This window comes from Stenotrophomonas sp. SRS1 (assembly GCF_026130205.1).
Classification (GTDB): domain Bacteria; phylum Pseudomonadota; class Gammaproteobacteria; order Xanthomonadales; family Xanthomonadaceae; genus Stenotrophomonas; species Stenotrophomonas rhizophila_B.
The window spans coordinates 1,025,833-1,042,865 of the sequence record NZ_JAINFD010000001.1 but is presented as its reverse complement, the minus strand read 5'-3'; the positions used below and the strand labels follow the sequence as shown (position 1 = coordinate 1,042,865).

The following is a 17,033-nucleotide window of genomic DNA, read 5'->3' as shown; positions in this document are numbered from 1 at the left end:
GGCAGCGATGCCTGGCCGTTTTTCGTTGCGCCACCGCAAGCGGTGCGATTCAGGGCGCGCTGGCGCTTTCCGGAGTCTGCAGGCGCAGGGTCGCCATCGTGCCCAGGCGCATCGCGTTGGGGTCACCTTCGGTGGCTGGTAGTTTGATGCTGTCCTGGCGGATCCCGCCGAAGTGCTTGACCTGGAACAGTACGTCCAGGCCGTGACCGCGTGCCGCGCCGGCCAACGAGGGCGGATCCACGCGTTCACCGGGGTTCTTGCGCGCTGGCTGGAACCCCGGGGTGCTGCCGACCAGTTCGCCGATGTCGGCCGAGAAGTCTCCGGCGATCAGCGAGGGCAGGCCATCGGCGGTCGCACCGATCCAGGTCATCAGGTCGCTGGTCTGGTGCCGGCGGATCTGCGCGTCGTCCGGCTCCGGCCGCAGCCGGGCGATATAGATGTTGACCAGCTCCTCGCGCAGCTTGACCCGCAACATGCCGGCCGCGCTGAACTGCCCGGGCGGGTGCAGCAGGGTGACGGCGTCATCGGTCACCGGCAGGCGGGTAAGCATCGCGCTGCCGTGCCGCAGCGGCTGGCTCGGCGGGTCGGCGGTGACGAAATCGCAGCTGTAGCGCAGCCGGCTGGCCAGCCAGCAGGCCGGATTGCGGCCTTGGCTCTGCTGCACCCGCTGCACCGCGATCACGTCCGGCTGCATGGATTCAAGCAGCTGCAGCACCTGGTCCCGCCGTTGCTGCCACTGCGCATCGTCCTGGGTCGGCAGCTCCAACGTGGCGATCTTCAGCGAGGGCAGGGCATCCTCGGCCTGACGCGCATGCGCGCCTGCGGCGGGGGCCGCCAGCAACAGCAGCAGGATCCAGCCTGTCCAACGTCGGGTCCCACCGGTGATGTGCGTGCGCATAACGATAAGTTTACGCTTCCGCCGTGGACGATCCGTGACATGGGTGCCATCCCGCGCGGTCGTTTTCGGCCCACCTGCCATGTCCGGCGCCGCCTGTCATGCAGCTGTGCAGCGTGCGCTGAGGTGGGGGCTTCCGGTAATCTTGGTCCTTTCGTGTTCGCAGGACAGCCCCACAGGATGAGCAATATCGCAGCCGCCAGCGCCGGCAAAGGCAAGATGCCGCGCCAGATTCCCTACATCATCGGCAATGAGGCCTGCGAACGCTTCAGCTTCTATGGGATGCGCAACATCCTGGTGCAGTTCCTGATCACCTCACTGCTGCTGCAGGAGATCACCGCCGATGGCCGCGCCGGCGAGGCGAAGGACATCATGCACAGCTTCATGATCGGCGTGTACTTCTTCCCGCTGCTCGGTGGCTGGCTGGCGGACAAGTTCTTCGGCAAGTACCACACCATCCTGTGGTTCAGCCTGATCTATTGCGCCGGTCACGCCTGTCTGGCCATCTTCGAGGACAGCCGCCAGGGCTTCTTCGTCGGCCTGGGCCTGATCGCGCTGGGCGCGGGCGGCATCAAGCCGCTGGTGGCCTCGTTCATGGGCGACCAGTTCGACCAGAGCAACAAGCATCTGGCCAAGGTCGTGTTCGACGCCTTCTACTGGATCATCAACTTCGGTTCGCTGTTCGCCTCGCTGCTGATCCCGCTGGCGCTGAAGAACCTGGGCCCGTCGTGGGCGTTCGGCATTCCGGGCATCCTGATGTTCGTGGCCACCTTCGTGTTCTGGATGGGTCGCAAGCGCTATGTGCTGGTGCCGCTGCCGCCGAAGGACCCGCATTCGTTCGGCAACGTGGTGCGCACCGCGCTGTCGGCGCAGGTGCCGGGCAAGGGCCGTCCGGGTCGTACGTTGGCCATTCTCGGTGCGGTGCTGGCCGTGGCCTCGATGGGTCTGGTGGGCAGCCTGGGCATCGTGATCTGCCTGTGCATCGCGCTGGTCCTGCTGCTGGCGGGCATCGGTGGGGGCACCTGGATCCAGCTGGACCGCGCCCGTGCGGTGCATCCAGCCGAGGCCGTGGAAGGTGTGCGCTCGGTGCTGCGCGTGCTGGTGATCTTCGCCCTGACCACCCCGTTCTTCTCGCTGTTCGACCAGAAGGCCTCGACCTGGGTCCTGCAGGGCCAGCAGATGGCCATGCCGAGCTGGTTCACCGCGTCGCAGATGCAGGCGCTGAATCCGCTGCTGGTGATGATCCTGATTCCCTTCAACAACCTCGTGCTGTACCCGATGCTGCGCCGCTTCGGCTTCGAGCCGACCGCGCTGCGCCGGATGACCGCCGGTATCGCCTTCAGCGGCCTGGCCTGGATCGTGGTCGGCGGCATCCAGGTGATGATGGATGGCGGCAACGTGATGTCCATCTTCTGGCAGATGCTGCCCTATGCGCTGCTCACCTTCGGTGAGGTGCTGGTCTCGGCCACCGGCCTGGAGTTCGCCTACAGCCAGGCGCCGCAGGCGATGAAGGGCGTGGTGATGAGCTTCTGGAACCTGACCACCACCATCGGCAACCTGTGGGTGCTGCTGTCCAACGCGGCGGTGCGCAACGATACGGTCACCCACCAGATCGCCAGTACCGGCTTGAGCGAGGCGGCGTTCCTGATGTTCTTCTTCGCCGGCTTTGCGTTCCTGGCGGCGTTGGCCTTCGGTTGGTATGCCAAGCGCTATCGTATGGTCGACAACTACCGCACCGCCTGAGCCTGACATGACCCCAGTCAACCTGCTGCTGATCGCCATCACCGTCATCGTGTCGTGGATGGCGTTCAAAAACCGAGCGCTGGCCGACCGCCTGATCCTGTGGCCGCCGGCGGTGGACCGCAACCGTCAGTACGATCGCCTGATCACGTACGGGTTCATCCACGCCGATCTCTCGCATCTGGCGTTCAACATGATCACGCTGTTCTTCTTCGGCGGCTTCATCGAACAGGTGATGCTGCAGTTGAGCGGCAGCTACCTGACCTATCCGGCGTTCTACCTGGGTGCGTTGCTGGTATCGATCCTGCCGAGCTACCTGAAGAACCAGAAGAACCCGAACTACCTCAGCCTCGGGGCGTCCGGTGCGGTGTCGGCGGTGCTGTTCGCCTTCATCCTGATCAAGCCGTGGTCGATCATCCTGGTGCTGTTCGTTCCGGCCCCGGCGATCATCTATGCGGTGTTCTACGTGGGCTACAGCATCTGGATGGACCGCCGTGGCGGCGACCGGATCAACCACAGTGCACACCTGGCCGGTGCGGCGTTCGGCGTGCTGTTCATGCTGGCCATGCAGCCGAGCATCTTCAGCCACTTCCTGCGTGAGCTGAGCAACCCGACCTTCCGCCTCGGCGGTTGAGGCAGGGCGTACCGACCAACGGTCGGTACCTGCGCGGTGTGTCGGTCGCGGGTCAACCCGCGACCGTCGGGCACCTCACGACCGTTGGTCGTGGGTGCGGCAACCGTCAGGCGGCCTTCTTGCCGTCCACGCCATAGGTGCTGAGCAGCCTGGCATAGACTTCGTTGTCGATCTGATCGAATTCCCAGCCCTCGGTCTGGCCATTCACGGCCAGCTGGAACAGACCTTCAAGCAGCGAGCTGTCGGCATCGCCGTGGGCGGCGGGGGCGGGTGCAGTGTTGTCCATGCGGACCTCCGGAAAGCGGGTTCGTACCGGTCAGGTCTTCGCAAAAGCCATGCCAGCTTTTACGCCCTGTCCGAACCTGATATCGGCTTGAGCCGTGCAGGCTTTAGGTCGGCAAGTGACGTGATGCGTCGCTGGCTGACCCTGTTCAGGCTTCACACGATCATGGCGGCCGGCTGCGCACTATCGCGTCAGTCGCCGCAGGAGACACCGCTCATGGCTTCGGTCACGCCGCCCGGACTGGCTTACGAAGTGGAGCACGATCTGGACCACCACCGCTTCCAGGCCCGGGTCAAAGGGCATCTGGCGCTGCTGGACTACCAGATCAAGCGCAAGCGGATGATCATTACCCACACCGAGGTCCCCGAGCCGATCGCCGGCCGCGGCGTCGCGGGCGAATTGACCAAGGTGGCGCTGCGTTACGCGCGCGACAACAAGTTCAAGGTCGTGCCGGCCTGTGCGTACGCCGAGGCGTTCTTGCAGCGGCACGAGGAGTACGACGACCTGCTGGTCCGATGACGACAGCGGGTCATGCTTCAGGGATGGCTGATCATGATGGTGGGTTACAACAAGGGGATGTCAGGATGAACATTGCAGGAAACCGTCGCGCGCTGCGCGTCAGCGCGCTGGCCTTGGCCATGGGCGTGGTGGTGGTGGCAGGATGCAAGCGCGACGGCGAAACAGCGGCACCGGCCGCACCGGTGGAGACGGCCGCCGAACCCGCGGCACCGACCGTGGCAGCAGACGCACCGGTCGAATTGCGCGACGTCATCGAGACCTCGCCGCAGGCCGTGGTCGGGATCAGCTATCCGCCCGACATCGCCCGGTATCCCGGGCTGGCCAAGGCGTTGGCTGGCTACGCCGACAGTGCGCGTGCCGAACTGCAGCAGGCGGTGGACGGGCTGGGCAATGACAAGCCGACGATGCCGTACGAGCTGTCGCTGAGCTTCGAAAAAGTACTGGAAACGCCGCAGCTGGTGGTGGTGACCGCCGATGGCAGCCGCTACACCGGTGGCGCCCATGGCGAGCCGCTGGTAGCGCGTTTCGTGTGGCTGCCGGAGCAGCAGCAGATGCTGACCGCCGACAAGCTGGTGGCCGATGCCAAGGGCTGGAAAGCGATCAGTGATTACGTGGCCGACCAGCTGCGCGAGCGGGTGGCGACGCGGCTGAGTGGCGATGAGCTGGAGCCGGCACAGATGCAGGAATCGCTGCGCAATGCGAGTCGGATGATCGCCGACGGCACCGGGCCGAGCGCGGACAACTTCAGCCAGTTCCAGCCGCTTACCGGTGCCGACGGGCACATCGCTGCGATACGCTTTGTGTTCCCGCCCTACCAGGTAGGGCCGTACTCGGACGGCACGCAGACCGTGGACGTTCCGGCCGCGGTGCTGGTGCCGCACGTGGCGCAGGATGTCGCGGGGCTGTTCGCCCGGGGCTGATCGACGGAGGCGATGTGGACGCTGGGCTGCAACGACGGGTCACAGGGTTGCTGCATGAGGCGGGGGTCACCGTTGATGGTGACCAGCCGCAGGACATCACGGTGCACGACCCGCGCTTCTACGCGCGGGTCATGGCCCAGGGCTCGCTGGGCCTGGGCGAGAGTTACATGGACGGGCAGTGGGATGCCCGCGCGCTGGATGCCTTTCTGTTTCATCTGATGCAGGCGCACCTGGACGAGCGCGTACACGGCTGGCGCGATCTGGCCGATGCGCTCAGGGCGCGCGTGTTCAACCTGCAGGCCGGGGCCGGCAGTTTCGAGGTGGGCCGGCGTCACTACGATCTGGGCAACGATCTGTACGAGGCGATGCTCGGGCAGCGGCTGGTCTACAGCTGTGGCTACTGGCGCCAGGCAACGGATCTGGATGCTGCGCAGGTGGCCAAGCTCGATCTGATCTGCCGCAAGCTGCGGCTGCGCGCTGGCCAGCACATTCTGGATATCGGCTGCGGGTGGGGCGAGGCGCTGAAGTTCGCGGCCGAGCGCTATGGCGTGTCCGGGGTGGGGGTGACGATCTCGCAGGAGCAGGCGGAGTACGCGCGCAAGCTGTGCGCGGGGCTGCCGATCGAGATCCGGCTGCAGGACTATCACGCGGTGGACGAGTCGTTCGACGCGATCCTGTCAGTGGGCATGTTCGAGCACGTCGGCGACAAGAACTATCGCGGGTATTTCGAGATGGTGCGCCGCTGCCTGCGGCCGGAGGGCTTGTTCGTGCTGCATTCGATCGGCAGCAATCTGTCGCGGCATCGCACCGATCCGTGGATCGCCAAGTACATCTTCCCCAATTCGATGCTGCCCTCGGCGGCGCAGGTGACGCAGGCGCTGGAAGGGGTGTTCGTGCTGGAGGACTGGCACAGTTTCGGCGCGGATTACGACCGGACGCTGCAGGCGTGGCGGGCCAACATCGAGGCGGCGTGGCCGCGGCTGGATGCGCATCACTATGACGAACGCTTCCGCCGGATGTGGCGGTTCTATCTGGCGGCGTCGATGGCGAGTTTCCGCTGCCGGCATGCACAGCTGTGGCAGTTGGTGTTGTCGCCGAATGGCGTGCCTGGGGGCTATGTGGCGCCGCGGTGAGGGAAACAAAAAAACGCCCGGCACTGCCGGGCGTTTTCTGTATTGCACGTCGTTGAAGCGGACGCTTACTTCTTGCTGTCACCCGAGGTCAGGCCGCGCTTTTCGAGCAGCGGCTCGATCTGCGGGGCGTGGCCGGCGAAGTTCTGGAACAGCTCCATCGCATCGACGCTGCCGCCCTTGGAGAGCAGGGTCTGGCGGAAGTGGTCGCCGTTCTTGCGGCTCAGGCCGCCGTTTTCGCGGAACCACTTCTGGGTGTTGGCATCCAACACTTCGGACCAGATGTAGGCGTAGTAGCCGGCCGAGTAGCCGCCCATGATGTGGCTGAAGTACGGCGTCTTGTAACGCGGCGGGACCGGCGCGTAGAAGATGCCGTCCTTGGCCAGGGCCTCGGCTTCGAACTTCATCACGTCCTTGGCGGCCGGGACCTGGTCCGGACCGATCTGGTGCCAGCGCTGATCGAGCATGGCCGCACCGAGGTACTCGGTGGTGGCGAAGCCCTGGTTGAACTTGGCGGCGGCGACGACCTTGTCGAGCAGGGCCTGCGGCATGGCCGTGCCGTTCTGGTAGTGCTTGGCGTAGTTCTTCAGGATGACCGGATCATCGGCCCACATCTCGTTGACCTGCGAGGGGAACTCGACGAAGTCGCGCGGCACCGAGGTGCCGGAGAAGTAGGGGTACTTCACGTTCGAGAACATGCCGTGCAGAGCATGGCCGAATTCGTGGAAGGTGGTGGTCACTTCATCCCAGGTGAGCAGGGTCGGCTTGCCGGCCGGCGGCTTGGGGATGTTGAGATGGTTGGCGACCACCGGCTTGAAGCCGGTCAGCTCGGACTGCGACACGTACGAGTTCATCCACGCGCCGCCGCGCTTGGAGGCGCGTGCATACGGGTCGAAGATGAAGATCGCCAGCTGGCTGCCGTCGGCATCGAACACGTCATAGACGGTGACGTCTTCGTGGTAGACCGGCAGGTCGGTACGCTGCTTGAAGGTCAGGCCGAATTCGAGCTGGGCGGCATGGAAGACGCCGTTCTCGAGCACGTTCTTCATTTCGAAGTACGGCTTGAGCTGGGATTCGTCGAAGTTGTACTTGGCCTGGCGGACCTTCTCGCTGTAGAACGCCCAGTCCCATGCTTCCAGCTTGAAGGTGGGCTTGCCGGCAGCCTTCTGTTCCTTGTCGATCATGGCCTGCAGGTCGGCGGCTTCGCGCTTGGCGTTGGCGACGGCGGCCGGGGCGAGCTGGCCGAGCATGGCGTTGACGGCTTCGGGGGTCTTGGCGGTCTGGTTGGTGAGGTTGTAGGCGGCGAAATTCGCAAAGCCCATCAGCTTGGCCTTGTCGGCACGCAGCTGCATGATGCGCGAGACCAGGGCGGTGTTGTCGTACTCACCACCGCGGCTGCCACGGGTCACCGAGGCTTCGTAGATCTTCTGGCGCAGCGCGCGGTTGGCCAGGTTGGTCAGCGGCGGCTGGCCGGTGGTGTTGAGCAGGGTGATGACGTACTTGCCGTCCTGGCCACGGGCCTTGGCGGCTTCGGCAGCGGCGGAGATCTGCTCCTGCGAGAGACCGGCCAGTTCCTTGACGTCATCGACGGTGATCGCCGAGGCGTTCACTTCGGCCAGCACGTTCTGGCTGAACTTGGTGCCCAGGTTGGCCAGTTCGGCGTTCATTTCCTTGAGCTTGGTCTTGTCGCTTTCGGACAGCTTGGCGCCGGCGCGGACGTAGCTCTCGTAGTACTTCTCGACCAGGCGCACGCCTTCGGCGTCGAGGCCGAGCGCGGCGCGACCGTCGTACAGGCTCTGGATGCGGGCGAACAGCTTGCCGTTCAGCGCGATGGCGTCGCTGTGCGCGGCGAAGCGGGCGGAGTAATCGGCCTGCAGCTTCTTGCGTGCGTCGTTGGTGTCGGCACCCACGAGGCTGAAGAAGACGGTGGTGGCGCGATCCAGGGTGTCACCGCTCTTTTCCAGGGCGATGATGGTGTTGTCGAAGGTCGGCTTGGCCTTGTTGTTGGCGATCGCGTCGACTTCCTTCAGCTGCTGGGCCATGCCAGCGTCGAAGGCGGGAGCGAAGTCGCTGTCCTTGATCTTGTCGAACTGCGGGAAGTGCAGCGGCAGCGGGCTGTCGGCGAAGAACGGGTTGGCCTGCTGGGCGGTGGTCGCGGCCGGGGTGGCGGCGGTGGCGGAATAGGCGGGCAGGGCAAGGCCGAGGGTCACGGCGACGGCGAGGGCAAGACGGGTGGTCAAGGGGAATTCTCCGGTCAGACAAGTCTTTGAGGGTAACCCGAGCCGTTGGGGAGGGGCTTGTGTCGAAAGGCATGTTTTGGCCGGACCACGGCCGGGGCATTGCGAAAGGGCGCGGTCACTGCAACAGCAACAGCAACAGCAACAGCGGCGGTGGGCTGCTGCGAGGCGCGGGGCGGGTGGGGGCCGGCGGGGCACGCTGTGAATACGTCCATGTACGCTCGTAGTGCGCCATCCATGGCGCACTACGGCCCCGCCAACCCCCACCCGCCCCGCGCTGGACAGTTGATTGGCGCCTCCAGAAGGAGCGTGTGGGCCTGAGTGTGGGGTAGTGCCGGCCGCTGGCCGGCTCCTCAGCCCACCAAGCCGAACGCCGCAGGCGAGCTAAGATGAGGTCTTTCCACCGGAACCCCCTGCCATGACCACTGCCTTCGATTTCCCGTTCGTGGACTTGTCCGGTCAGCCGCAGGCGCTGGCGCAGTATCGGGGTAAGGTGTTGCTGCTGGTCAATGTGGCCAGCAAGTGCGGCTTTACGCCGCAGTACGAGGGGCTGGAGGCGCTGTGGCGGGAGTTCGGGCCGCGGGGGCTGGTGGTGGTCGGGTTTCCCTGCGATCAGTTCGGGCACCAGGAGCCAGGCGATGCGGCGCAGATCGGGGAATTCTGTTCGCTGAGCTACGGGGTGAGTTTTCCGATGTCGGACAAGGTCGAGGTCAACGGTGCCGGCGCTGATCCGCTGTGGCAGTGGCTCAAGGCCGAGAAGGCCGGGGTATTGGGCACGCGCGGGATCAAGTGGAACTTCAGCAAGTTCCTGGTCGGCCGCGATGGGCAGGTGCTGGCGCGCTATGCGCCGACCGACAAGCCCGAATCGCTGCGCGGGGATATCGAGGCGGCGCTGGGCTGAGGCGGTTGCCCGACCACGACGGGCCGGGATCGGGGAGCGCCGGCCGCTGGCCGGCTGCTCGTGTTGCATGATCTTCGCGGGTCCAGCCACGCATGGCGTGGCTCTACGTCATTTTTCGACGAAGGCGCGCTCGAACACGTAATGGCCCGGAGTGCCGATGCGCGGCGAGGTCTGGAAGCCGCGGCTGTCCAGCACGGTGCGCAGGTCGGCCAGCATCTGCGGGCTGCCGCAGATCATGGCGCGGTCATTTTCCGGGTCCAGCGGCGGCAGGCCGAGGGTCTTCTGCATCTCGCCGCTTTCCATCAGCGAGGTCAGCCGGCCCTGGTTGGGGAAGGCTTCGCGGGTCACGGCCGGGTAGTAGAGCAGCTTGTCGCCGATCATCTCGCCGAGGAATTCGTGCTCGCGCAGTTCCTTCTCGAACAGGTCGCGGTAGGCCAGGTCCTTTTCGTAGCGCACGCCGTGGGTGAGGATCACCTTGTCGAAGCGCTCGTAGGTTTCCGGGTCCTTGATCACCGACAGCCACGGCGCCAGACCGGTGCCGGTGCCAAGCAGGTACAGGTGCTTGCCCGGGTGCAGGTCGCTGATCAGCAGGGTGCCGGTGGGCTTCTTGCCGACCAGTACTTTGTCGCCTGGCTTGATGTGCTGCAGGCGCGAGGTCAGCGGGCCGTCCTGGACCTTGATGCTGAAGAACTCCAGGTTTTCTTCCCAGTTGGCACTGGCGATGGAGTACGCGCGCAGCAGCGGGCGCGCCTCGGTTTCCAGGCCGATCATCACGAACTGGCCGTTCTCGAAGCGGAAGCCGCTGTCGCGGGTCGTGGTGAAGCTGAAGTAGGCGTCGGTCCAGTGACGGACCTCAAGCACCGTTTCGGCGCCAAAAGCGGAAGACATGGGGGTGGGGTTCTGGTCGGTTTCGTCGGGCCTAGTTTATCTCAAATGAGATAAATTCTCATTGACTGACTGGACAGGCCCGCCAGCCGTGGGTTTCAGCGGTAGCCAGCCGCCTGCAGCTCGAACAGTTCGGCGTAGCGGCCGCCCTGGGTCATCAGTTCGGCATGGGTCCCGCTGGCCTCGATCCTGCCGCCGGCCAGCACCAGGATGCGGTCGGCCATGCGCACCGAGGAGAAGCGGTGCGAGATCAGCACCGCGGTGCGGTTGTCGGACAGTTCCTTGAAGCGCTGGAACACCTCGAACTCGCTGCGGGCATCCAGGGCCGCGGTCGGTTCATCGAGGATCATGACCTGCGCATCGCGCATGTAGGCACGGGCGATCGCGATCTTCTGCCATTGCCCACCGGACAGATCCACGCCCATCTTGAAGCGGCGGCCGATCAGCTGGTCATAACCACCGGGCAGGCCGGCGATGACTTCGTCGGCCATGCCACGACGCGCGGCATCGCGGATGCGGGCGTCGTCGGTCATCGCCTCGACCAGGCCGACGCCGATGTTCTCGCCGGCGCTGAGGTTGTACCGCACGAAATCCTGGAAGATCACGCCCATGTTGGCGCGCAGGTCATCGAGGTCGTAATCGCGCAGGTCACGGCCATCAAGCAGGATGCGGCCTTCGTCGGGGTCGTACAGGCGGGCCAGCAGCTTGACCAGGGTGGTCTTGCCGGCACCGTTCTCGCCGACCAGCGCCAGCACTTCGCCGGCACGCAGTTCGAAATCCAGGTGGCGTACCGCCCAGCTTTCCGCATCGGGATAGCGGAAGCCGACGTTCTCGAAGACGAAGCCCTGGGTGATCGGCTGCGGGATGGCGACGGCATCCGGGCGCGAATGGATCTCCGGTTCGATCTGGAAGAACGAGAACAGATCGTCCAGGTAAAGCGCTTGCCCGGCGACCTGCGAAAAGCCGATCAGCAGCCCTTCGAGCAGCTGGCGCAGGCGCAGGAAACTGCCGGCCAGGAACGTGAGGTCACCGATCGAGAAATCACCGCGCACGGTGCGCCAGGCGATGTAGGCATACGCCGCGTAGTAGCCCAGCGTCCCGAGTGCGGCCAGCAGCGTGCCCCAGATCGCGCGCTTGCGCGCGAGGGCGCGGTTGGCGAGGTAGAACTTGTCGGCCAGCCGTTTGTAGCGGTCGATCAGGAAGCGATGGAGGTTGAAGATCTTCACCTCCTTCGCGGTTTCCACGCTGGCCCCGATCTGGCGCAGGTACTCCAGCTGCCGACGCTCGGGCGTCCACTGGAAATTGAGGCTGTAGCCGGCAGCGTTGAAATGCGATTCGCCGATGAACGCCGGGATCAGCGCCACCGCGAGCAGCAGGATCAGCCACGGCGCGTACACAATCAGGCCGACTGCAAGGCTGGCCACGGTGATGCTGTCCTGCACCTGGCCGAACAGCTGGCTCATCAGGTTCATGCGGCCCATGGTCTGGCGCCGTGCGCGGTCCAGCTTGTCCTGCAGGTCGGGGTCTTCGAAGTCCTCCAGATCCAGCTCGGCGGCATGCTCCATCAGGCGCACGCTGGTGACGTTGGTGAACAGCTCCGACAGCAGCGTATCGGCGTAGCTGACCATGCGGCCGAGCAGGTCCGAGGCCATCGCAAGGCCGAATTCGAGTGCAAGCAGCCCGAGCAGCGGGTTGAGCAGCCCGCTGGAGAGCGCCTCGCCAAACGGCGGGAAGCCCGCATCATGCTGGCTGAGCAGTACCGCCGCATCGATGATCAACTTGCCGACATACAGCATCGCCACCGGCAGCAACGCGCGGATCACGCGCAGGCCGAGGCTGACCAGGGTCAGCCCCGGGCTGGTCTGCCAGACCTGGCGCAGGAACGGGGGCAGGTTGCGCATCGCATTGACGCGCTCACGCAGGCTGGGATTCTTCTGGCCGGGTGCGCCGGCAGCGGGGGAGGCGGGCATGGGCGGTATTGTGCGCGCCGTGACCGTGGTTGATGCATGAATTCAGTGCACGCGCATATTGCGGGCGCTTACGGCACCGGCGGCAGCAAGCCGGCGCCGAGGCGGTTCCAGGCGTTGATCACCGCGATGCCCATGCTCAGATCGCTGATGCCCTTCTCATCGAAATGCGGGGCCAGTGCGTCATAGGCCGCATCGGGCGGCGTTGCGCTGCTCAGCCGGGTCAGTGCCTCGGCCCAGCCCAGCGCGGCACGCTCGCGCGCATCGAAGAAGCGGCTCTCGTGCCAGGCCGGCAGCGTATCGAGCTTGCGCGGTTCGATCCCCCCCTTGCGCAGGGTGGTGCCGTGCATGTCCATGCAGTAGCCACAGCCATTGATCTGCGAGACGCGCAGGAACACCAGCTCCATCAACACAGGATCGATGGAGCTGTCGTGGACGGCCTTGCTGGTGGCCAGCAGGCCCTTGAAGGCCTCGGCGGCCAGACGGGTGTACGGAACGCGGGGCGAAGCGGACATGTGGGTACTCCATGACGGCCGCAATGGCCGTCTTCATCAGGAGGACGCGCCAGCCTCGCGCGCTGTGACACGCGCAGTGAGTTTTTCCGGATTGAGCACGCTGAGCACACGCACGATGCGCCCCCCATCGACCGTGATCATCGTGACCGAGTGCAGTTGGTCGCCGGCAAAGCGCAGGATCGCCGGCTCGCCGTTGACCTGGCCGAGCTGGGCTGGATGCTGGCCGTTGCGGCGCGCGATCGCCCAGTACAGCTGCGCGATGCGCTCGGCACCCAGCAGGGGGCGGATCGCCGCGGTCACGCGGCCGCCACCGTCGGAGATCATCTCGGCATTGGCATCGAGCAACGAGCGGATCGCCGCCAGGTCGCCCTGCTGCGAGGCATTCATGAAGCGCTCCAGCAGATCGCGGTGCTGCGCGGGCGAGACCGCGAAGCGCGGGGCCCCGGTCTGCAGCCGCTGCCGCGCCCGATGGACCAGCTGCCGGCAGTTGGCCGGGGCGTGCTCCAGCAGCGGGGCGATGTCCGGGTAGTCATAGTCGAACACGTCCTTGAGCAGGAAGGCGGCACGCTCGTCCGGCGTGAGCTGTTCCAGCAGCGCCAGGAACGCCACGGACACCTCGTCGGCCAGCGCGTGGCGCTGGGCCGGGTCCTGCAGCGGGTCCGGGTCCAGGGTGATCTCCAGCGGCTCGGGCAGCCACGGCCCCACGTACTCCGGGCGCGCGCTGCGCCGGGCGCGCAGCCGGTCCAGCCCCAGCCGCGTGGTGGCGGTGACCAGCCAGCCCTCCGGGTCGCGGATCGCGGCCGTGTCGGCACCCTGCCAGCGCAGCCAGGCGTCCTGGACGATGTCCTCGGCGTCGCTGCGGCTGCCCAGCAGGCGGTAGGCCAGGGCGAACAGGCGGGGGCGGTGGGTCTGGAAGGTATCGGTCGGGGTCATGCCGGGAGGACGCGGCAGGGCGGGCCGCTGTGACAAGGCTGGGCGGCCACTGTGCACCAAACGCCGCGGCCGCGAGCGATTCTCAACGCCGCGGGGCGGTAGTTGTTAAAATCGGCGGCTCAACCCCCGCCAGCCTCCAGCAAGCGAGCAAGTCGTGACATCGATCAAGCAGGAAGACCTCATCCAGTCCATCGCCGACGCGCTGCAGTACATCTCGTACTACCACCCGGTCGATTACATCAAGAGCCTCAACGCTGCCTACGAGCGCGAAGAGTCGCCGGCCGCGAAGGAGGCGATGGCCCAGATCCTGATCAACTCGCGCATGTGTGCCGAAGGCCACCGGCCGATCTGCCAGGACACCGGCATCGTCACCGTGTTCCTGGAAATCGGCATGAACGTGCGCTGGGACGACGCCACGATGGGCGTGGAGGACATGGCCAACGAAGGCGTGCGCCGTGCCTACAACTACCCGGACAACAAGCTGCGCGCCTCGGTGCTGGCCGATCCGGCCGGCAAGCGCATCAACACCAAGGACAACACCCCGGGCGTGGTCAACGTCAAGGTGGTGCCGGGTGACACCGTCGAGGTGATCGTCGCGGCCAAGGGCGGCGGTTCGGAAGCCAAGTCCAAGTTCGCCATGCTCAACCCGTCCGATTCGATCGTGGACTGGGTGCTCAAGACCGTGCCGACCATGGGCGCTGGCTGGTGCCCGCCGGGCATGCTCGGCATCGGCATTGGCGGCACCGCCGAGAAGGCGATGCTGCTGGCCAAGGAGTCGCTGATGGAGCCGATCGACATCAACGAGCTCAAGGCCCGTGGCGCCTCCAACCGTGCCGAAGAACTGCGCCTGGAACTGTTCGACAAGGTCAACGCGTTGGGCATCGGCGCGCAGGGCCTGGGCGGCCTGACCACCGTGCTGGACATCAAGGTCAAGGACTTCCCGACCCACGCGGCCAACCTGCCGGTGGCGATGATCCCGAACTGCGCGGCCACCCGCCATGCGCATTTCACGCTGGATGGCAGCGGCCCGGTGATGCTCGATCCGCCGTCATTGGAAGACTGGCCGCAGATCACCTATGACGCCTCCAAGGGCACCCGGGTCGATCTGGATACGATCACTCCGGAAGACGTCGCCAGCTGGAAGCCCGGCCAGACCCTGCTGCTCAACGGCAAGCTGTTGACCGGCCGCGACGCCGCGCACAAGCGCATGGTGGAGATGCTGGACAAGGGCGAGCCGCTGCCGGTCGACCTCAAGGGCCGCTTCATCTATTACGTCGGCCCGGTCGATCCGGTGCGCGATGAAGTGGTGGGCCCGGCCGGCCCGACCACCGCCACCCGCATGGACAAGTTCACCCGCCAGGTGCTGGAACAGACCGGCCTGCTGGGCATGGTCGGCAAGGCCGAGCGCGGCCCGGCGGCGATCGAGGCGATCCGTGACAACAAGTCGGCCTACCTGATGGCGGTCGGTGGTTCGGCGTACCTGGTCTCCAAGGCGATCAAGGCGGCCAAGGTGGTGGGCTTCGCGGATCTGGGCATGGAGGCGATCTACGAGTTCACCGTGCAGGACATGCCGGTGACCGTGGCGGTGGATTCCACCGGCGAGTCCGTGCACCAGACCGGCCCGCGCGAATGGCAGGCCCGCATCGGCAAGATTCCGGTCGTGGTGGTCTGAGCATGCGCACCACGTTGTATGGATCGCCGAGTACCGCCGCCCTCGTGGTCCATTGGCTGTTGCTGGAGCTGCAGATCGAGCACGATCTGGTGCTGCTGGATTTCGACAAGCGCGAGCACAAGGATGCAGCGTATCTCGCCTTGAATCCCGCGGGCCTGGTGCCGACGCTGGTGCTGGACGGGCAGGTATTGACCGAAGCGGCAGCGATCGCGCTGCATCTGGCAGACCGCCATCCGGAAGCGGCCCTGCTGCCAGCCCCGGGGACTGCCGACCGCGCCGAGGCGTACCGCTGGATGTTCTGGTGCGCCAATACCGTGCAACCGGCGTATCGGGCGTGGTTCTACCCGCACGAAATGGCGGGCCCCGAGCACGTGGACGCGACCCGCCAGCGTGCGCGCGAGCGGTTGGAAGGCGCCTGGCAGCATCTGGCGGAGCATCTGTCCACGCGCGGCCCCTATGTGCTGGGCGAGTCGTTGAGCGTGGTCGATTTCATGTTGGTGATGCTGATGCGCTGGTCGCGCAACATGCCCACGCCCAGTGACACCTGGCCGGCATTGAAGGCCTACGCCGATCGTCTGAAAGCACGGCCGGCGTTCGCCGAGGTCTACCGGCGCGAGGGCATCACCGACTGGCGCTGAGTGGGGTCAGTCGACGTACTCATCGAAGGTCCGTCGTGCACGGAATGGCATCAGGTGCTGGTTGAGCAGCCCCTTGGGCACGGTCTCCAGTTTCATGACGCCGTATTCCTGCGGCCATTCGCGCTGATCCCGGGGCAGTTTGAAGGTGCCCATCAGCATGTCCACCAGCGGCAGGTGGATGGCGTAGTTGACGTCGACGTACTCCTGCTGCCGCGCGTGATGCCAGTGGTGGTAGCGCGGCAGCACCAGCAGGTACTCCAGCCACCCGAAACGGATGCCCAGGTTGGCGTGGGCCAACACCGCCTGCAGACCCACCAGGATCACGTAGGCGTTGATCGCCGGGGTCGAGAAGCCGAGCACCAGCAGTGGCAGCAGCACGCAGCTGCGGGTCATGACGATTTCGACGAAATGGATGCGCGAGCCGGCCAGCCAATCCATGTGCCGGCTGGAATGGTGCACGGCGTGGAAGCGCCAGAGCCATGGGGTGTTGTGATACGCGCGGTGCAGCAGCGCCTGGGCCATGTCCGCGACGAACACCGCGATCAGGAACTGCAGCCACACCGGCATAGACTGGATCAGCGTCTTGAGCGCGGGAAACGCGGCCAGCCCGGCGATGGTCGAGGTCGAGGCGGTCACCAGGATCAGGATGAACTGCACCAGCACGTGGCTCATGAAGAAGTAGCCGACATCGGTACGCCAGCCCTGGCGTAGCGGCGAGAGCACGTGTTTGCCGAGGTAGCGCTCCAGCGGCACGAATACCAGTGCCGAGAAGAACAGCGACAGCACGAACCAGTCCAGACCCAGCGAGTAGGGTGTCTGCCCGATCGCATCGAACTGCACGTTGGTACCCCCCAGCAGCACCGCCAGGGTGGCGCTGCCGACGCCGATCGTGGCGATCCGCTTGTTGCGGTCGCGCAGGATCGCCAGGGTGCCCATGATGAAGGCGGCGGCCAGCCCGACCAGCAGCAGGTGGCGGGCGAACTGTTCGTTGTAGACCGCGCGGAACTCGCGGCTGGTCAGCAGGTCCGGAAAGTGGAAGCAGGCCACGCCCATCAGACTGAGCAGTCCCAGCAGAGCCGAGGCGTAGGCGAAGAACGAGCGTCGTGGTCGGGCCATCCGCTGGCATCCAGGTGAAAGGGCGGGGCTATTGTGAGCGTCGGAGCC

General features: G+C 65.8%; 16 protein-coding genes. 8 read left to right on the top strand and 8 right to left on the bottom strand.

What is annotated here, in order from left to right:
- Positions 1–49: 49 nt before the first annotated feature.
- Positions 50–898, bottom strand: coding sequence for an endonuclease/exonuclease/phosphatase family protein (locus tag K4043_RS04600; RefSeq protein ID WP_123730770.1), 849 nt, complete (start codon positions 896–898; stop codon positions 50–52).
- Positions 899–1,075: 177 nt separating this feature from the next.
- On the opposite strand from K4043_RS04600, the gene K4043_RS04595 reads away from it, so the two are divergent.
- Both K4043_RS04595 and K4043_RS04590 read left to right on the top strand, forming a co-directional pair.
- Positions 1,076–2,638 carry an oligopeptide:H+ symporter gene (locus tag K4043_RS04595; protein ID WP_070470348.1) on the top strand — a complete coding sequence of 521 codons (1,563 nt, stop codon included), beginning with the start codon at positions 1,076–1,078 and terminating at the stop codon, positions 2,636–2,638.
- 7 nt (positions 2,639–2,645) lie between these two features.
- Positions 2,646–3,269, top strand: a complete 624-nt coding sequence (locus tag K4043_RS04590) for a rhomboid family intramembrane serine protease (RefSeq protein ID WP_265308348.1) — start codon at positions 2,646–2,648, stop codon at positions 3,267–3,269.
- Between the two features lie 106 nt (positions 3,270–3,375).
- Here K4043_RS04590 and K4043_RS04585 read toward each other — a convergent pair whose 3' ends face one another.
- Complete coding sequence (locus tag K4043_RS04585) at positions 3,376–3,555, bottom strand: hypothetical protein (RefSeq protein WP_265308347.1); 180 nt, start codon at positions 3,553–3,555, stop codon at positions 3,376–3,378.
- A gap of 213 nt (positions 3,556–3,768) precedes the next feature.
- Between K4043_RS04585 and K4043_RS04580 the strand changes: the two genes are divergently transcribed.
- The 3 genes from K4043_RS04580 to cfa all read left to right on the top strand — a co-directional run bounded on the left by K4043_RS04580 (position 3,769) and on the right by cfa (position 6,124).
- Complete coding sequence (locus tag K4043_RS04580) at positions 3,769–4,071, top strand: GNAT family N-acetyltransferase (protein ID WP_123730903.1); 303 nt, start codon at positions 3,769–3,771, stop codon at positions 4,069–4,071.
- Positions 4,072–4,136: 65 nt separating this feature from the next.
- Complete coding sequence (locus K4043_RS04575; protein ID WP_123730772.1) at positions 4,137–4,991, top strand: DUF3298 and DUF4163 domain-containing protein; 855 nt, start codon at positions 4,137–4,139, stop codon at positions 4,989–4,991.
- A gap of 14 nt (positions 4,992–5,005) precedes the next feature.
- The gene (gene cfa / locus K4043_RS04570; RefSeq protein ID WP_265308346.1) at positions 5,006–6,124 is read left to right on the top strand and encodes a cyclopropane fatty acyl phospholipid synthase; all 1,119 of its coding nucleotides are present in this window, start codon (positions 5,006–5,008) and stop codon (positions 6,122–6,124) included.
- A 65-nt stretch (positions 6,125–6,189) separates the two neighbouring features.
- Here cfa and K4043_RS04565 read toward each other — a convergent pair whose 3' ends face one another.
- Positions 6,190–8,361, bottom strand: a complete 2,172-nt coding sequence (locus tag K4043_RS04565; protein ID WP_123730774.1) for a M3 family metallopeptidase — start codon at positions 8,359–8,361, stop codon at positions 6,190–6,192.
- A gap of 415 nt (positions 8,362–8,776) precedes the next feature.
- Between K4043_RS04565 and K4043_RS04560 the strand changes: the two genes are divergently transcribed.
- Positions 8,777–9,259, top strand: a complete 483-nt coding sequence (locus K4043_RS04560) for a glutathione peroxidase (RefSeq protein ID WP_265308345.1) — start codon at positions 8,777–8,779, stop codon at positions 9,257–9,259.
- A gap of 108 nt (positions 9,260–9,367) precedes the next feature.
- Here K4043_RS04560 and K4043_RS04555 read toward each other — a convergent pair whose 3' ends face one another.
- From K4043_RS04555 to K4043_RS04540, 4 genes are all read right to left on the bottom strand, one after another.
- Positions 9,368–10,147 carry a ferredoxin--NADP reductase gene (locus tag K4043_RS04555; protein WP_019185907.1) on the bottom strand — a complete coding sequence of 260 codons (780 nt, stop codon included), beginning with the start codon at positions 10,145–10,147 and terminating at the stop codon, positions 9,368–9,370.
- Between the two features lie 95 nt (positions 10,148–10,242).
- Positions 10,243–12,114 (bottom strand): ABC transporter ATP-binding protein, encoded by a 1,872-nt coding sequence (locus tag K4043_RS04550; protein ID WP_265308344.1) that lies wholly within the window; start codon positions 12,112–12,114, stop codon positions 10,243–10,245.
- A 68-nt stretch (positions 12,115–12,182) separates the two neighbouring features.
- Entirely contained in the window at positions 12,183–12,626 is a 444-nt protein-coding gene (locus K4043_RS04545; RefSeq protein WP_265308343.1) for a carboxymuconolactone decarboxylase family protein, read from the bottom strand.
- A 36-nt stretch (positions 12,627–12,662) separates the two neighbouring features.
- Complete coding sequence (locus K4043_RS04540; RefSeq protein ID WP_265308342.1) at positions 12,663–13,559, bottom strand: RNA polymerase sigma-70 factor; 897 nt, start codon at positions 13,557–13,559, stop codon at positions 12,663–12,665.
- 154 nt (positions 13,560–13,713) lie between these two features.
- Between K4043_RS04540 and K4043_RS04535 the strand changes: the two genes are divergently transcribed.
- Positions 13,714–15,231: a fumarate hydratase gene (locus K4043_RS04535; protein WP_123730779.1), complete on the top strand. Its 1,518-nt coding sequence runs from the start codon at positions 13,714–13,716 to the stop codon at positions 15,229–15,231.
- 2 nt (positions 15,232–15,233) lie between these two features.
- Positions 15,234–15,869: a glutathione S-transferase family protein gene (locus K4043_RS04530; RefSeq protein ID WP_123730780.1), complete on the top strand. Its 636-nt coding sequence runs from the start codon at positions 15,234–15,236 to the stop codon at positions 15,867–15,869.
- 6 nt (positions 15,870–15,875) lie between these two features.
- Here the strand turns inward: K4043_RS04530 and K4043_RS04525 are convergent, their stop codons facing one another.
- Positions 15,876–16,985: a sterol desaturase family protein gene (locus K4043_RS04525; protein WP_265308341.1), complete on the bottom strand. Its 1,110-nt coding sequence runs from the start codon at positions 16,983–16,985 to the stop codon at positions 15,876–15,878.
- Between the last annotated feature and the right edge of the window lie 48 nt (positions 16,986–17,033).

Bases quoted from the DNA above. Each gene is read 5' to 3' on its own strand.
- K4043_RS04600 (WP_123730770.1), bottom strand. From the start codon at position 898: ATGCGCACGCACATCACCGGTGGGACCCGACGTTGGACAGGCTGGATC.
- K4043_RS04595 (WP_070470348.1), top strand. From the start codon at position 1,076: ATGAGCAATATCGCAGCCGCCAGCGCCGGCAAAGGCAAGATGCCGCGC.
- K4043_RS04590 (WP_265308348.1), top strand. From the start codon at position 2,646: ATGACCCCAGTCAACCTGCTGCTGATCGCCATCACCGTCATCGTGTCG.
- K4043_RS04585 (WP_265308347.1), bottom strand. From the start codon at position 3,555: ATGGACAACACTGCACCCGCCCCCGCCGCCCACGGCGATGCCGACAGC.
- K4043_RS04580 (WP_123730903.1), top strand. From the start codon at position 3,769: ATGGCTTCGGTCACGCCGCCCGGACTGGCTTACGAAGTGGAGCACGAT.
- K4043_RS04575 (WP_123730772.1), top strand. From the start codon at position 4,137: ATGAACATTGCAGGAAACCGTCGCGCGCTGCGCGTCAGCGCGCTGGCC.
- K4043_RS04560 (WP_265308345.1), top strand. From the start codon at position 8,777: ATGACCACTGCCTTCGATTTCCCGTTCGTGGACTTGTCCGGTCAGCCG.
- K4043_RS04555 (WP_019185907.1), bottom strand. From the start codon at position 10,147: ATGTCTTCCGCTTTTGGCGCCGAAACGGTGCTTGAGGTCCGTCACTGG.
- K4043_RS04550 (WP_265308344.1), bottom strand. From the start codon at position 12,114: ATGCCCGCCTCCCCCGCTGCCGGCGCACCCGGCCAGAAGAATCCCAGC.
- K4043_RS04545 (WP_265308343.1), bottom strand. From the start codon at position 12,626: ATGTCCGCTTCGCCCCGCGTTCCGTACACCCGTCTGGCCGCCGAGGCC.
- K4043_RS04540 (WP_265308342.1), bottom strand. From the start codon at position 13,559: ATGACCCCGACCGATACCTTCCAGACCCACCGCCCCCGCCTGTTCGCC.
- K4043_RS04530 (WP_123730780.1), top strand. From the start codon at position 15,234: ATGCGCACCACGTTGTATGGATCGCCGAGTACCGCCGCCCTCGTGGTC.
- K4043_RS04525 (WP_265308341.1), bottom strand. From the start codon at position 16,985: ATGGCCCGACCACGACGCTCGTTCTTCGCCTACGCCTCGGCTCTGCTG.